Source organism: Flavobacterium sp. KKT103 (assembly GCF_055640565.1).
Genome location: NZ_CM145766.1, coordinates 1,530,240 through 1,545,001, shown reverse-complemented (window position 1 = coordinate 1,545,001; position 14,762 = coordinate 1,530,240). Strand labels below are relative to the sequence as shown.

The 14,762-nt window shown below is 34.6% G+C and carries 13 protein-coding genes; 1 reads left to right on the top strand and 12 read right to left on the bottom strand.

All coding sequences use genetic code 11. From position 1 onward, the window contains the following. Positions 1-149: 149 nt before the first annotated feature. From ACZ2G0_RS06595 to ACZ2G0_RS06565, 7 genes are all read right to left on the bottom strand, one after another. Positions 150-620, bottom strand: a complete 471-nt coding sequence (locus ACZ2G0_RS06595; RefSeq protein ID WP_470309542.1) for a UpxY family transcription antiterminator — start codon at positions 618-620, stop codon at positions 150-152. 64 nt (positions 621-684) lie between these two features. Next, positions 685-2,076, bottom strand: coding sequence for a nucleotide sugar dehydrogenase (locus tag ACZ2G0_RS06590; RefSeq protein ID WP_470309541.1), 1,392 nt, complete (start codon positions 2,074-2,076; stop codon positions 685-687). Between the two features lie 42 nt (positions 2,077-2,118). Beyond that, positions 2,119-3,102 carry an SDR family oxidoreductase gene (locus ACZ2G0_RS06585; RefSeq protein WP_470309540.1) on the bottom strand — a complete coding sequence of 328 codons (984 nt, stop codon included), beginning with the start codon at positions 3,100-3,102 and terminating at the stop codon, positions 2,119-2,121. 17 nt (positions 3,103-3,119) lie between these two features. Beyond that, entirely contained in the window at positions 3,120-5,591 is a 2,472-nt protein-coding gene (locus tag ACZ2G0_RS06580; protein ID WP_470309539.1) for a polysaccharide biosynthesis tyrosine autokinase, read from the bottom strand. A gap of 15 nt (positions 5,592-5,606) precedes the next feature. Next, positions 5,607-6,398, bottom strand: coding sequence for a polysaccharide biosynthesis/export family protein (locus ACZ2G0_RS06575; RefSeq protein WP_470309538.1), 792 nt, complete (start codon positions 6,396-6,398; stop codon positions 5,607-5,609). Between the two features lie 72 nt (positions 6,399-6,470). Further along, positions 6,471-7,091, bottom strand: a complete 621-nt coding sequence (recR, locus tag ACZ2G0_RS06570) for a recombination mediator RecR (protein ID WP_470309537.1) — start codon at positions 7,089-7,091, stop codon at positions 6,471-6,473. Between the two features lie 174 nt (positions 7,092-7,265). Beyond that, positions 7,266-7,631 (bottom strand): CoA-binding protein, encoded by a 366-nt coding sequence (locus ACZ2G0_RS06565; protein ID WP_470309536.1) that lies wholly within the window; start codon positions 7,629-7,631, stop codon positions 7,266-7,268. 177 nt (positions 7,632-7,808) lie between these two features. On the opposite strand from ACZ2G0_RS06565, the gene ACZ2G0_RS06560 reads away from it, so the two are divergent. Further along, complete coding sequence (locus tag ACZ2G0_RS06560) at positions 7,809-8,438, top strand: MarC family NAAT transporter (RefSeq protein WP_470309535.1); 630 nt, start codon at positions 7,809-7,811, stop codon at positions 8,436-8,438. 53 nt (positions 8,439-8,491) lie between these two features. Here ACZ2G0_RS06560 and ctlX read toward each other — a convergent pair whose 3' ends face one another. The 5 genes from ctlX to carA form a co-directional block, all read right to left on the bottom strand. After that, a complete protein-coding gene (ctlX, locus tag ACZ2G0_RS06555; RefSeq protein WP_470309534.1) occupies positions 8,492-9,427 on the bottom strand; it encodes a citrulline utilization hydrolase CtlX in 936 nt (311 codons plus the stop codon). Positions 9,428-9,503: 76 nt separating this feature from the next. Further along, entirely contained in the window at positions 9,504-10,418 is a 915-nt protein-coding gene (locus tag ACZ2G0_RS06550; RefSeq protein WP_470309533.1) for a dimethylarginine dimethylaminohydrolase family protein, read from the bottom strand. A gap of 74 nt (positions 10,419-10,492) precedes the next feature. Then, entirely contained in the window at positions 10,493-11,776 is a 1,284-nt protein-coding gene (locus ACZ2G0_RS06545) for a citrate synthase (RefSeq protein ID WP_300283895.1), read from the bottom strand. A gap of 156 nt (positions 11,777-11,932) precedes the next feature. Next, positions 11,933-13,225 carry a phosphopyruvate hydratase gene (eno, locus tag ACZ2G0_RS06540; RefSeq protein ID WP_470309532.1) on the bottom strand — a complete coding sequence of 431 codons (1,293 nt, stop codon included), beginning with the start codon at positions 13,223-13,225 and terminating at the stop codon, positions 11,933-11,935. A 313-nt stretch (positions 13,226-13,538) separates the two neighbouring features. Next, on the bottom strand, positions 13,539-14,639 hold the full coding sequence (gene carA, locus ACZ2G0_RS06535; RefSeq protein WP_470309531.1) for a glutamine-hydrolyzing carbamoyl-phosphate synthase small subunit: 1,101 nt from the start codon (positions 14,637-14,639) through the stop codon (positions 13,539-13,541). Positions 14,640-14,762 lie beyond the last annotated feature (123 nt).

The window sequence follows — 14,762 nt, the reverse complement described above, 5'->3', positions numbered from 1 at the left end:
TTTATACTTATATACTTTAAATCTATAACAGACTAACCTTCAAGACCTCTCTGTAAACAAACTACATAGTTGTCTTTTAAAAATCACTAATATTAGTGACCAAAATAAAATTGCCAACTGATTAGATTATTAATTAGTTGGCAATTATTTTATTCTTTATTAATTTTCATTTTTAGTACACATCCCAACGATTCCAACACCAAAATATAATTAGTATTAGTAACTTCCTGGACGATTGCTTTTTGAGATAAAAAAGGTCCTGACTCTACCTCGACTTCATCTCCAACTTTATACTTAGCGACAGAAATATCAGCATCAAAGCCCGTATTAAGCCATTTTTTAATAACATCAATTTCTTCTGACCGGACGATTGCGGGTTTACTTAACCAAAAAAGATAACGAACCACACCCGGAGAACTAAAAACGATATTCCTATCTGCCTCGGGTAGTTGAACAAAAACATACGAATTAAAAAGAGGTACTTCTACCTTTTTTTTACGATCTGACCATTGCCGTACCTTAATTACGGTTGGACAGTAGCATTCTATTCCATTCTTCGTTAATTGTTCAGCTACCTTTTTTTCCCATTTTGGTTTTGTATATAGCACGTACCAATTCATATTATCTTTTTTTCTAGAACTGTTATTATCCACCGTTGACCATTGAATATAATTTTCTTTTATTTCAAGAACCAATTGCTTGGTACACGAAACCAATTGCTTTTAAAGCCGGTCCGTTTAATACGTTTCTACCATCAAAGATAAAGGCTGGTTTTTGCATGGAATCATAAATCCCTTGCCAATCATAATCCGTAAATTCATCCCATTCTGTCAAAACAGCTATAGCATGAGCCTCTTTACATGCTTCATATGGAGCTGCAAAAGACTGAATACTTTTTTCATTAACAATAGCGTCTCTAGTTTGTAACTCATTCAAGTCAGCCAGTACTTTTTTTCTTGAAACTTTAGGGTCATAAACTGCTATAGTTGCATTTTCATTTATTAAGTCATCTGCAACATAAATTGATGCCGACTCTCTAGTATCATTAGTATCTTTTTTAAAGGCCCAACCTAGAAAAGTTATTTTTTTACCCGAAACCGTATTATATAATGTCTGCACAATATTGTTTGAAAAGCGTCTCTTTTGATGATCATTCATAATAATCACCTGTTCCCAATAATCCGCCACTTCATTTAAACCATACGATTTAGCAATGTACACTAAATTCAAAATATCCTTTTGAAAACAAGATCCTCCAAAACCAACAGACGCTTTTAAAAATTTAGAACCTATTCGACTATCCATTCCTATTGCTCTTGCCACTTCATTGACATCAGCACCAGTTTTTTCGCACAACTCTGACATTGCATTGATAGACGAAATTCGCTGCGCTAAGAAAGCATTTGCAGTAAGCTTAGAAAGCTCTGACGACCACACATTAGTCGTTAATATTTTATCAGTAGAAACCCAATTAGCATATACCTCCACCAAGGATTGCATTGCCTCTTGCCCTTCCTTAGAACTATCACCACCAATTAATATACGGTCTGGATTCAACAAATCATCTACAGCAGTACCTTCAGCAAGGAATTCTGGATTTGATAATATTTGGAACTGTACTCCGTTTCCTGTATTGTCTAAAATACTCTTTATTGCCTCGGCGGTACGAACGGGTAAAGTCGATTTTTCAACAACAATTTTGTCAGTTTTAGCTACTTTGGCAATTTGCCTAGCGCATAGCTCAATGTATTTTAAATCAGCAGCCATCCCTTTTCCTTTTCCGTAGGTCTTGGTTGGGGTGTTAACCGAAATAAAAATAACTTGCGCTTCGTCAATTGCTTTTTCAACATCCGTAGAGAAAAACAAGTTTCTGTTTCGAGCTTCGGCAACTACAGCTGCCAAACCTGGTTCATATATTGGAATATTATTGACATCTTTATCATTCCAAGCCGCAATTCGTTCTTCATTTAAATCAACGACGGTTACATCAATATGCGGACATTTTTGAGCGATGATTGCCATAGTGGGACCTCCAACATATCCAGCACCGATACAGCAAATCTTAGTAATTTTCATTTATTTATATTTTCAATTATTTAATAGTCCTTTCGAACTTTTCTATTTAAGATTATTCCAGTACCAATCAATAGCTTCCTTCAAGCCTTTCTCTAATGAAAACTGTGGGTCATACCCCAGTACTGTTTTTGCCTTATCGATACTTGCTAATGAATGCGGTATATCTCCCACTCTATTAGGACCGTACAAAATTGGAACATCAATTATTCTTGGGTCAAAAACAGCTAATTCCCGCTTTAAGTAACCAACCAAATCATTTAGCGTGTTACGGTCGCCGTAGGCTGTATTATAAACCGTATTGATTGCTGCCTTATCTTGGGTAAGTATAGCTAACTCATTCATTTGAATGACATTATCAATATAAGTAAAGTCACGAGAGTAGTTTCCATCGCCATTAATTTGAGGACTCTCATGATTCATTAATTGCATAACAAACTTAGGAATAACCGCAGCATAAGCTCCTTGCGGATCTTGCTTTCGCCCAAAAACGTTAAAATAACGCAAACCAATAGTTTCTAAGCCATATGTTCTACTAAAAATATCAGCGTACAATTCATTTACATATTTTGTAATTGCATAAGGCGATAGCGGTTTACCAATTACCTCTTCCACTTTAGGCAAACCTACTGAATCTCCATAAGTAGAAGAACTCGCTGCATAAACAAAACGCTTAACTTTAGCATCACTTGCTGCAACCAGCATATTTAGAAAACCCGACACATTAACCTCATTTGTAGTAACTGGATCTTTAATCGATCTAGGTACAGAGCCTAATGCCGCTTGGTGTAGCACGTAATCAACTCCTTGTACTGCTTTTTGACAGTCAGCTGAATTGCGAATATCACCCTCGATTAAAAGAAAATTAGGATTATCAATAAAGTCCTTTAAGTTATGAAGGTGCCCAGTTGCAAAATTATCTAAACAAACTACTTTGTTCCCTTTGGATAAAAAGTACTCACATAAGTTAGACCCAATAAATCCGGCACCTCCAGTTATTAAAATCGTATTTATTGTATTCTTCTCCATTTTCTTTTATTTATAATTTAAGCATTCTTCCACCTTTTAATCAGCTCTTTTTTTAATTTTTTATACAGTGATTTCGGCTTCTCATCTTCGTGGTATCCATTAGAATACGGACCATAACCATAACCGTATCCATACCCGTATCCATATCCTGCACCATATTTTGCTTTATTTTCAAAACCATTAAATATAATACTTGTATTGGCAATTTCTCCACGCTTAACTCTATTGTTAAGCAGTGTAATCATTTCCTTTTTGGAAAAGTTTTGCCTAACGATGTAAAGTGTAACATCAGCATATTGCGATAACTCCAAGGCATCAGAAACCAAGCCAACAGGAGGCGTATCTAGGATGATGTAATCATATTCTTTCTTTAACTGCTCCATTAACTCGCCCATTGCCTCGGTTAATATTAACTCCGAAGGATTGGGTGGCACTGGTCCCGAAAGTATCACATCTAGATACGGAATTTCAGTTGTATTAACGATATCTTTTAGCTCTTTTTGACCAATGAGGTAGTTTACAATCCCTATTTCATTTGTAAGATTAAATTCAGCAGATAATTTAGGCTTGCGCAAATCTAAACCTACAACCACCGTTTTTTTTCCGCTCAAGGCAAAAACTGTAGCGATGTTTAGGGAACAAAATGTTTTTCCCTCTCCACTAACAGAAGAGGTAATCATTAGTGTCTTTCCACCTTCAACCTTCTGTTTTTTATACAAAAATTGCAAAGAAGATCGAATTGCTCTAAATGACTCCGATAATGCTGATTTAGGCTTGTCAAAAACTGCTAATTCAGAGACTTCTTTATTTAGCCCCACAACCCCAATTAGCGGTATAGAGGTTAGCTTAGAAATATCCTCCGTGTTTTGAATCGCATTATTGATAAAGAAAATTGTAAAAACAAATATCAACGGAATCAAAATACCTAAAAACAACGCCAAGATGTAATTAACAGATGTTTTTGGTCCAACTAAACCACCTCCCACATCCTTTGCTGGATCAATAAAATGAATATCAGATAAATTGGCCGCTTTAACAATATCCGCTTCACTCCTTTTTTGCAAAAAAGTATTGTAAATATTATCACTTAAATCATATTTCCTTTTAATTTTAATCAATTCTTGCTGATCTTCGGGTAATTTTCTAATTACCCCTTCTGCTTGATTAATTTTACTCGCAATTATTCCCAAGTCGTATTGTAAGGAAGTCTTAACAGAAGCTATATTCTCCAACAACACGCTTTTTACAGCTTCCATTTGATTATCAAAATCTTTGAATATTTTTTCGCTTTTTACTGCATAAGCCATCTCTGACCTCTGAGTAGACAGCGCAATCAATCTCGAAACGTTACCTACGATATTAGGATCATCGATTCCCGCTACTGATGGTGCAGGCAACCTCGAGTAATCCACACTATTTTTTAAATAGGCTTTTAATGAATTACAATACGCTATTTTTCGGGCTATTTCATCTTTTTGAACATCGTAATCAGAAATTTTCTCCGAGTATTTAGCGCCTCCATCCTCAACATCAATCATGTTTCTATCCTTTCGGAACGACTTTAACTCATCACCTGTTTCTCTTAGTTGGGACTCCATGGCGACTAATGTACTATCAATAAAACTGATTGTATTGGTTGCAAATTGATTTTTGCTATCCAATTGTCTTTTGATCAACATTTTAACGGTGGCATTTAAATACTCTACCATTCTTGCTTTATTGGTGCCCTGCATCCCCAAGGTAATTATAGATACACCTCGATCATCTGAACTCACATTGATTCCCTTGTATTGCCCTACAGTACCGTCAAAATCATTAAAGCGAACAAAATATTCGTTGCCTTTATACATTCCAGGATTGTCTTTGATCTCCAACTTCCAGTTTAAAAAAGGCAATGCAACCTGTTGCCCTACCTTGTATCTTTTTACAAAATCTCCCGGTGCTACAGCAGTGCTTCCATATGAATTATCTGCGTAGGTTATGGTTGTAGCTGAGTTTCCTGCAAATGGTATTTTTAATTCATATTCTGAATCACTTATAAAAGTAATACTGATCAAACTACCCGCAATTTGTCCTCTAGTTTTATCTATATTGACATAAAAAGGCACAGCACCATATGCGTCAACTAAATTGTACTTTCCTTGCGATAAATAGTCAATGTAGTATTGCAATTTGTCCACTACTAATTCATTGTGAGATCGAGATTGAAGCGTTGTTGATATGGTTTGAACTTGATCTGAAGTACCTCCCCAGTTGAAGGTTAAACTGGTGTTAGAGGTGAACAATGGGTTACTTTCTTCCTTTACAGAAATCAGCGTCTCCATCGCATATATTTTTTCTTTACGAATATTAACTTGATAAGCAATTGTATAAGAAATGATTAAACTAACCAAAAACCATTTCCAATAACTCCCTATTTTAATTAAAAACCCTTTGAAGTCAAAACTTACCTGGTTTTCAAAAATTGAAAAATCTTTTATGTCCAACATGTTCTGAAAAGGTTTTTAATTTTTAAATAATAAAAAATAAGTTGTTGTTGCCAATGAAAGTAGAGAAACCAATGTGGTTAAAGATTCAATACCTGTTTTCCCCGTCCCCCAAGTCTTTTGTTTAAGAGGTTTAATATAAATATAATCGTTGGGTTGTAAGTAGAAATAAGGCGATTTCATGACATTAATATCTGTTAAATCAATATCATGCATTTCAGTACCCGTAGGAGTTTTACGGATAATAGTGACTGCTTTTCTATCACCAGTAATAGCAATATCTCCAGAGTTAGCTATAGCCTCTAAAATATTTACATGCTCTTGAAATAAAACCTTTGTTCCTGTACCACCAATCTCACCGTTAATGGTATACCTAAATCCTGCTAATTTTGCTGTAACAAATATATTTGCTTCTTTCCTGAAATAAGTCTCTAACAATTGTTTTTCAATATTAAGTCGCACTTCATCAAGTGTGTAGCCTATTACATTTATTTCGCCTAAAATTGGGAATCTAATATTCCCATGATCATCTACAGTAAAACCATCAAAGTACAAGGCACCTTCTGACTTCCCTGCTTCCCCTCCGTTAGTAGTGTTAAAAATCTCAACTAATTTAGGATCACTAGCTTTTATCGTGATGCTTAATACATCATTAGTTTGTAGTCGGTATGGTTTTGATACCACTTGAGTAATTGTACTTTCTGCTGCTGATTTGTCTTTATTTTGAAGATAAATTAAATCTCTCGTAGAAATACACGATGTTAATAAAACACTAATAGTTAGCACTACATATAATACCCTTTTGTTCATTTTTCTAATTTAGATAACAAATATAGCTTTTCATTTACTATATAAAAAGTTTAGTTTTTCATTTACTATTCATTAATTACTTTTTAATGATTTCTCAAAAGGAACTCTTTGCAATATACTTCGTCCCAATGTTACTTCATCAGCATATTCCAACTCATCCCCAACAGCAATTCCTCTTGCAATGGTCGAAACAATTATATTCGCCTCGGCTATTTGCCTATAAATAAAAAAGTTGGTCGTATCCCCTTCCATTGTTGAACTCAAGGCAAAAATAATCTCAGATATAGCACCTTGATTTACTTTACTTACCAAACTTGCAATCTTTAATTGACTCGGTCCTACGCCATCGATTGGAGAAATCTTACCACCTAAAACATGATATATCCCTCGAAATTGTCCCGTGTTTTCGATAGCCATTACATCACGAATATCTTCAACGACACAAACGAGTTGATGGTTTCTATTTTTATTTGCACAAATCTCACAAGTATCCGTATCCGAAATATTATGACAACTAACACAATATTTAATATCGTTGCGCATATCCAATAGGGATTGTGTCAAAAAACCAATTTGTTCCTTAGGTTGTTTTAATAAATGTAGTGCCAAGCGTAAGGCTGTCCTTTTGCCAATTCCAGGTAATTGAGCAATTTCGGCCACTGCTTTTTCCAATAATTTTGAAGAAAATTCCATAATTACAAATGTACTACTTTGATTAATTACCGTTTTTGTTGATTTCTAAATTCGAGTGCGGCAAAGCACTGCTTTTACTAGACCACAGTTTTCAGTTGCTGAACACTCTGCATGTAAAACAACTTCGAACAAGTCTACACTAAGCTTGTGTTTAATTTTAGTGCTAATTTAGATTTAGTATTGGTTTGTGCTCAACAAAACTAGAGTACAAGCTACTTCTGATTTAATATCATTCAACTCTAGTAATTGATAAAATTCAGGATTCTCAGTACCCGGATTGAAGATAACACGCTTGGGTCTAGCTTCAATGATGTAATTGTAATAATCGCGCTGACGTAATGGATTTAAGTATAAACTTATCGTATCTATATTTTTTAGCGGAATGGCCTTAGTTTGTATTTTAATGCCAGCAACTTCTCCTGAATTTTGTCCAATTGCAAGAACGGAATGTCCTTTTTCAACAAGCATATTCACTGCTTTGTAGGCATATCTATCTGATTTGGTACTAGCTCCTAACACTAAAGTTTTCTTATTTTTCATTTTAAATCTTATTTTTTACAAAAGTACTAAAATAGTGTAGTCCCATTTCAATTTAAATTAATATCTTTCGATGTGGTTTTAGTACACAGAGAACAAGCGGTTGCCACAAGTTAACTATTTCTTAATCGAAAAAAAGCCTTTCTCCTAGATACAAACTTTTAATTTCGTCAAAAAAACATGGAACTTTTTATTTACTTATTTGCTGCATTATTTTCTGTTTTAAACCCCATTGGAACGGTGCCTATCTTTGTGGGACTCACCATGGACGACAATGCAAAAGAACGCTCTAGAATTTCTTTATGGACTGCAATCAATGTGTTTATCATATTAATAATTTCATTCTTCTTAGGAGAATATGTTTTAACTTTTTTTGGAATTAGCATCGAAGCACTGCGAATTGCGGGAGGAATCGTAATTGCAACCTCTGGATTTTCACTACTAACAGGTAATTTCAACAAAAAAAGAGGGGTAAACAAGAAAGTAGAAAGTGATGCGCAAAAAAGAAACGACATTGCGTTAACACCATTAGCAATCCCAATGCTAGCTGGACCAGGTTCTATATCCTTGTTAATTGCATTTTATCACGAACACCATAGTATACCTGACATCATCTTCTCCATTTTAGCTATTTTTGCTGTAGCAGTAGCCATTTTTATTGTCTTAAAAAGCGCACACTATTTAGCTAAAATCCTTGGAGCCTCCGGAATTGTAGCAATTTCACGAATTGTTGGTTTTATTGTCATTGCAATTGGTGTTCAATATATCATTAGTTCCATTATCACCATCGTCAAGACTAATATTTTATAAATAAAATATCTAATAGTAAAGAAGACCTTCATCGCTGAAGGTCTTCTTTATTTTTATATTCTTGGCAAGAAAATCTCAGCCATCATGCATCGGGCACTTCCGCCCCCACAGGCTTCAATCGTATCCAAACTTGAACTCAATATAGTTGCGTGCTTTTCTAATTGCTGCACTTGATTAGCTGTCAAACTTTGATGAGCTGAAGCACTCATCACTAAATACCTTTTATCATTAGTTCCTTTTACCTCTAACATGTTTCCGGCAAAATTATTAACCTGATCTTCGGTAATTAAGATAATTTCTTTATTATCACTTTTTAAACTATCAAGAACCATTTTTCGTTCCTTTTTGTCATCAATGCAATCTGCACATATAACTGCAAAAGTCTCACCCAAGCACATCATAACATTAGTATGATAAATTAACTTACGTTCTCCATTTACGGTTTGAAAAGCTTCAAAAAGAACTGGTGCAAAATCAAAATCTTCACAAAACTCGATAAACAATTCCTCATCTGCCCTTGGTGAAAGCGCACAATAGGCTTTTTCATTGGCTCTATCTAAAAGTAAGCTTCCTGTTCCTTCTAAGAAAATACCATCTTGCTCCGCTTCGGTATAATCCATGATGCTATCGATCTTGAAACCTTGATCTTCCAAAACATCTAAAATTTCTTCACGACGCTCTGCTCTTCTATTTTCGGCAAACATAGGATATAATGCCACTTCTCCATTTTCGTGAAAGGAAATCCAATTATTTGGAAAAATACTGTCGGGAGTATCTGGATCTAAAGTATCCTCAATAACGGTAACCTCTACACCTACTGCTCTCAACTTCTCCACAAAAATATCAAATTCTTGTTGTGCCTTAGCATTAACAGTCTCAGGCAACAGTCCATCAAGGACTTTTTGATAGTAATTATTTACTGCTGTTTGCTCGTTCATCCTAAAAGCAACAGGACGAATCATTACGATTGCATTAGTAGTTTGTTTCATATATTATTCTTTTTAGTTCAAGTGATAACAATAAAATATTAAAAAACATTAAACTTTAATCACCTGCAACAATTATTTAATCTCTAATTAAAGGCAAGGTAGAACAACGCAGCAATCCTTCTTGTTTCGAAATTTCAGCATATGGAATCTCTTCAACTACAAAACCGTTCGCTCTTAACCAATTATTTAGCCTTGTAAAATTTCTTTCAGAAACTACCACATTAGTATCAATCGAAAAAACGTTAGAATTCATATGATACATCTCATCTCTAGTGATATGAAATAAATTTTCTTCACCAAAGAGTTCCACTAGATAGCGGTAATCTGCCTCTTCTCTAAAACCACTTTTATAGATTATTGCCTTATTGGTACCTACCGGTTGAAAACAACAATCCAAGTGCAATGCGTTATCTCTCGCTTCTAGCTTAGATTTTACTAAGTCAAACTCTTTCACAACTTTATTTGGAAACAAATCTTTGATATATTGCACTCCTTCTAAATTCGTTCTTGCTGTTATATAGTCTTTATAATCACTTCCTTTATAGGTCCCAATAAAAATATGATCGTTCCACAACATAACATCTCCACCTTCAATATGCACTTCCTCAGGAGGACGCACTACATTTTTAGGATTAATTTGATCAATTACAAATTGTATCGCATCCAATTCTAGCTCTCTTTCAGGTAGTATATTGGATTTGATAAAAATATCATCAATTACAAAACCAATATCACGTGTGAAAATTTGATTGCAACTTTCAATAAGTTGCGGTCTGTATACAGTCACATCATATTTTTGAAGCACTTTATTAAAAGCGTCCATCTCAACAACCATATCAACTTCTTTGGGATAGGTTCCCGCTAAAATATGCTCTAAGGATTTTGGATCGTAAGCTTCCTCAACAGTTGGTTCCGGACCATTATCGATTGCCGACCCTAAAACTACAGCCCGTAGCCTCGAAGTTTCGTTTTTTACATTTAATTCTAACATATTTTTATAAATTGGCTTTACAGCAAAGATAAAAAAAAGCTTCACTAATTTGTGAAGCTTTTACATTTTGAAAATTATCTTTTTTCTACAGATTGAAATTCTCTAAGAGGCGACCCAGTGTAGACTTGTCTCGGTCTTCCGATAGGCTCTTTATTTTCTCTCATTTCCTTCCATTGTGCGATCCAACCTGGTAATCTACCAATAGCGAACATAACAGTGAACATATCAGTTGGGATACCTAAAGCTCTATAAATAATACCTGAGTAAAAATCAACATTAGGATACAAACTTCTAGATTTGAAGTACTCATCTTCAAGTGCCAATGCTTCTAATTTCTTAGCAATCGCCAAAATTGGATCATCAACTCCTAACGTTTCTAGAACTTCATCTGCGGCTTTTTTAATGATTTTTGCACGAGGGTCAAAATTCTTGTATACTCTGTGACCAAATCCCATTAAACGGAATGGATCATTTTTATCTTTGGCTTTAGCCATGTAAACATCAGCATCTCCACCATTTTGATGAATTTCTTCTAGCATTTCAAGTACTGCTTGATTCGCTCCTCCATGTAATGGTCCCCAAAGTGCAGAAACACCTGAAGAGATAGAAGCAAATAAACCTGCATGCGAAGAACCTACCATTCTTACTGTAGATGTAGAGCAGTTTTGCTCGTGATCAGCATGTAATATGAATAATTTATCTAAGGCATCGATAACCACTGGATTAGCTGAGTAAGGACCTGTAGGTAATTCGAACATTAATTTCATGAAATTCTCTACATATCCTTTTGTATTATCGTAATAATTCAAAGGATAACCCATACTTTTTCTATACGTCCAAGTAGCAATTACAAGAAATTTACCCATTGTTTTACAAACAGCGTGGTACATCTCTTTTTCATTATCAACGTTTACTGATTTTGGATTAAACGCAGTTAGTGCGCTAGTCAAAGCAGCCAAAACACCCATTGGATGTGCTGTTCTAGGAAAACCATCTATGATGTTTTTCATTTCCTCGTTGACTAATGTATGTTTTCTAATATCGTTTTCGAACTGCTCCAACTGAGTTGCTGTTGGTAATTCTCCAAAGATTAAAAGAAAAGAAACTTCTAGAAAATCAGCTTTATCTGCTAAATCTTCAATTGCGTAACCACGGTAACGCAATATTCCCAATTCACCATCTAAAAAAGTAATTTTACTTGTACATGAACCTGAATTTTTATATCCTGGATCTAAAGTAATTACACCTGATAAATCTCTTAATTTGTTAATATCAATAGCCTCTTCGTTTTCACTTCCTTTAACTATCGGAAACTCATACTTTTTGCCATCAATGTCTAGTATAGCTGTTTTTGACATAATATTTTGGTAATAAATCTTAATATTTAATAATTTACCAAATCTAAGAATTAAAACATGAATTAAAAAGAGAAATCTACAATGAAGTTGTTAAATTTAAGCAAAAAAAGCCATCCAAATTAATGGACGGCTTTAAAGCACTACTTAATGTAGCAATTATTTTATTTTAAATGCTTTTTGACCTGGAAAATAGGCAGTATCTCCTAATTCTTCCTCGATTCTTAACAATTGATTGTACTTAGCCATACGATCAGATCGAGAAGCAGAACCAGTCTTAATTTGCCCACAATTTAAGGCAACTGCAAGATCCGCAATCGTATTGTCCTCTGTTTCTCCTGAACGGTGTGACATTACTGATGTGTAACCCGCATTTTTAGCCATATTTACGGCTGCTATAGTTTCAGTTAATGTACCAATTTGGTTTACTTTAATCAAAATAGAATTAGCAATTCCTTTTTCGATACCAGTTGCTAAACGCTCAACATTTGTTACAAACAAATCATCACCAACAAGCTGCACTTTATCACCTATTTTCTCAGTTAATAACTTCCAGCCATCCCAGTCATTTTCATCCATTCCATCTTCGATAGAAATAATTGGATATTTTGCTGCTAATTCTGCTAAATATTCTACTTGCTCTGCAGAAGTTCTTACTTTTCCTGTTTCGCCTTCAAATTTAGAGTAATCGTATTTACCATCTACATAAAATTCTGCAGCAGCACAATCCAAAGCAATCATGATTTCATCTCCAAAAGAATAACCAGCATTTTCAACTGCTTTTTTAATGGTATCTAAAGCGTCCTCAGTTCCTCCAGCTAAATTGGGAGCAAAACCACCTTCATCACCTACTGCTGTGCTCAATCCACGGTCATGTAAAACCTTTTTTAGACTATGAAATATTTCAGTTCCCATTTGCATGGCCTGCGAAAAAGAAGTTGCTTTTACAGGGAAAATCATAAATTCCTGAAAAGCGATAGGAGCATCAGAATGTGACCCTCCGTTAATTATATTCATCATTGGAACAGGCAAGGTATTCGCTGAAACACCTCCAACGTAACGATACAAAGGAAGTCCTAACTCATTGGCAGCCGCTTTTGCAACAGCAAGAGAAACCCCCAAAATGGCATTAGCACCTAAATTAGATTTATTAGCTGTACCATCTAAGTTAATCATTGTTTGGTCAATCAAGTTTTGCTCAAAAACAGAGGTACCTACTAACTCATCCGCAATAATAGTATTAACATTTTTCACAGCATTTAAAACTCCTTTTCCTAAAAAGGCTTTTCCACCATCTCGTAACTCAACAGCTTCATGCTCTCCAGTCGATGCTCCTGACGGCACTGCTGCTCTACCTAAAACACCATTATCAGTGATAACATCAACCTCGATAGTTGGATTACCTCTAGAATCAAAAATTTGTCTTGCGTGAATTTTAATTATAATACTCATATTACTTTAATTTTAAATTTGATTATACAAATATATTCTATCTTTTGGATTCCCATAATGAAAATCATGAATGTTATTAACGAAAACGATATAACTATCTGTTAAAAATTGCATTAAGAACTTTATATTAACACACAACCGAAAAACACACTTATTACAGTACCAGCTATTTTTATTTACATTGATTTAAAAATTAAACTTTACACCACTACTATCTATCAAAGAAAAACATGGAACCTTTACCAATTGAAAAAAACTGTTAAACAAAAAAAGGCGGACTATTAGTCCGCCTTTTACAATCACAATGCAAAATTTATGATCGAATACTTTCTATATACTGATCAAATAGATAGGACGAGTCATGTGGACCTGGACTAGCTTCTGGATGATACTGCACAGAAAAACAATTCTTATCCTTAACTCTCATACCCGCAACAGTACCATCATTTAAATGCACATGAGTAATTTCCATAGCACTATTGGCTTCTAATTCTTCTTTATTAACAGCGAAACCATGATTTTGTGAAGTAATTTCCCCTTTACCCGTTATTAGGTTTTTTACAGGATGATTAATTCCCCTATGACCGTTAAACATCTTGTAAGTAGAGATTCCGTTTGCCAATCCGATGATCTGATGCCCGAGACAAATACCGAATAACGGTTTATTACTAGCTAAAATTTCCTTTGCAACCTGAATTGCACTAGATAACGGTTCCGGATCACCAGGACCGTTAGACAGAAAATATCCATCAGGATTGAAAGCTGCCATCTCGTTAAAACTAGCATCGAAAGGAAAAACCTTAATATAACAATCTCTTTTAGCTAAATTTCTTAGAATATTAGTTTTTATACCTAAGTCTAATGCAGCGACTTTGTAAGTAGCATTTTCATCACCATAAAAATAAGCTTCTTTAGTAGATACTTTTGATGCTAATTCCAAACCTTTCATGTCTGGAACAGCCGCTAAAGCCTTTTTAAGATCTTCTATAGCAGTGCCATCTGTACATATAACCGCATTCATCGCTCCATTATCTCTAATATAACTTACTAATGCTCTTGTATCCACATCAGATATGCAAATTAAATTTTGCTTTGTAAAGTAATCCTCTAAACTTCCCGAAGCATCAGACCTTGAGTAATTGAAACTAAAGTTTTTACAAACCAACCCAGCTATTTTCACGCTATCTGATTCTACATCTTTGTCATTAACACCATAATTCCCAATATGAGGATTAGTGGCAACCATGATTTGACCAAAATAAGAAGGATCAGTAAAGATTTCCTGATATCCCGTCATTCCCGTATTAAAACAAACCTCTCCAAATGTAGTTCCACTGATACCAATTGATTTCCCGTGAAAAATGGTACCATCACTAAGTAGTAAAACTGCGCTATTTCTTGTTGTGTATTTCATGTGTAGTTAAATATGATACAAATTTAAATTATAATACCAGCGAAACCAAATTTTAAAACAGTATTCAATTTTAAAAGTTTGGTGTGCTAAGCACTTACTTGTTGTTGTTTTTCAAAAAAGAAA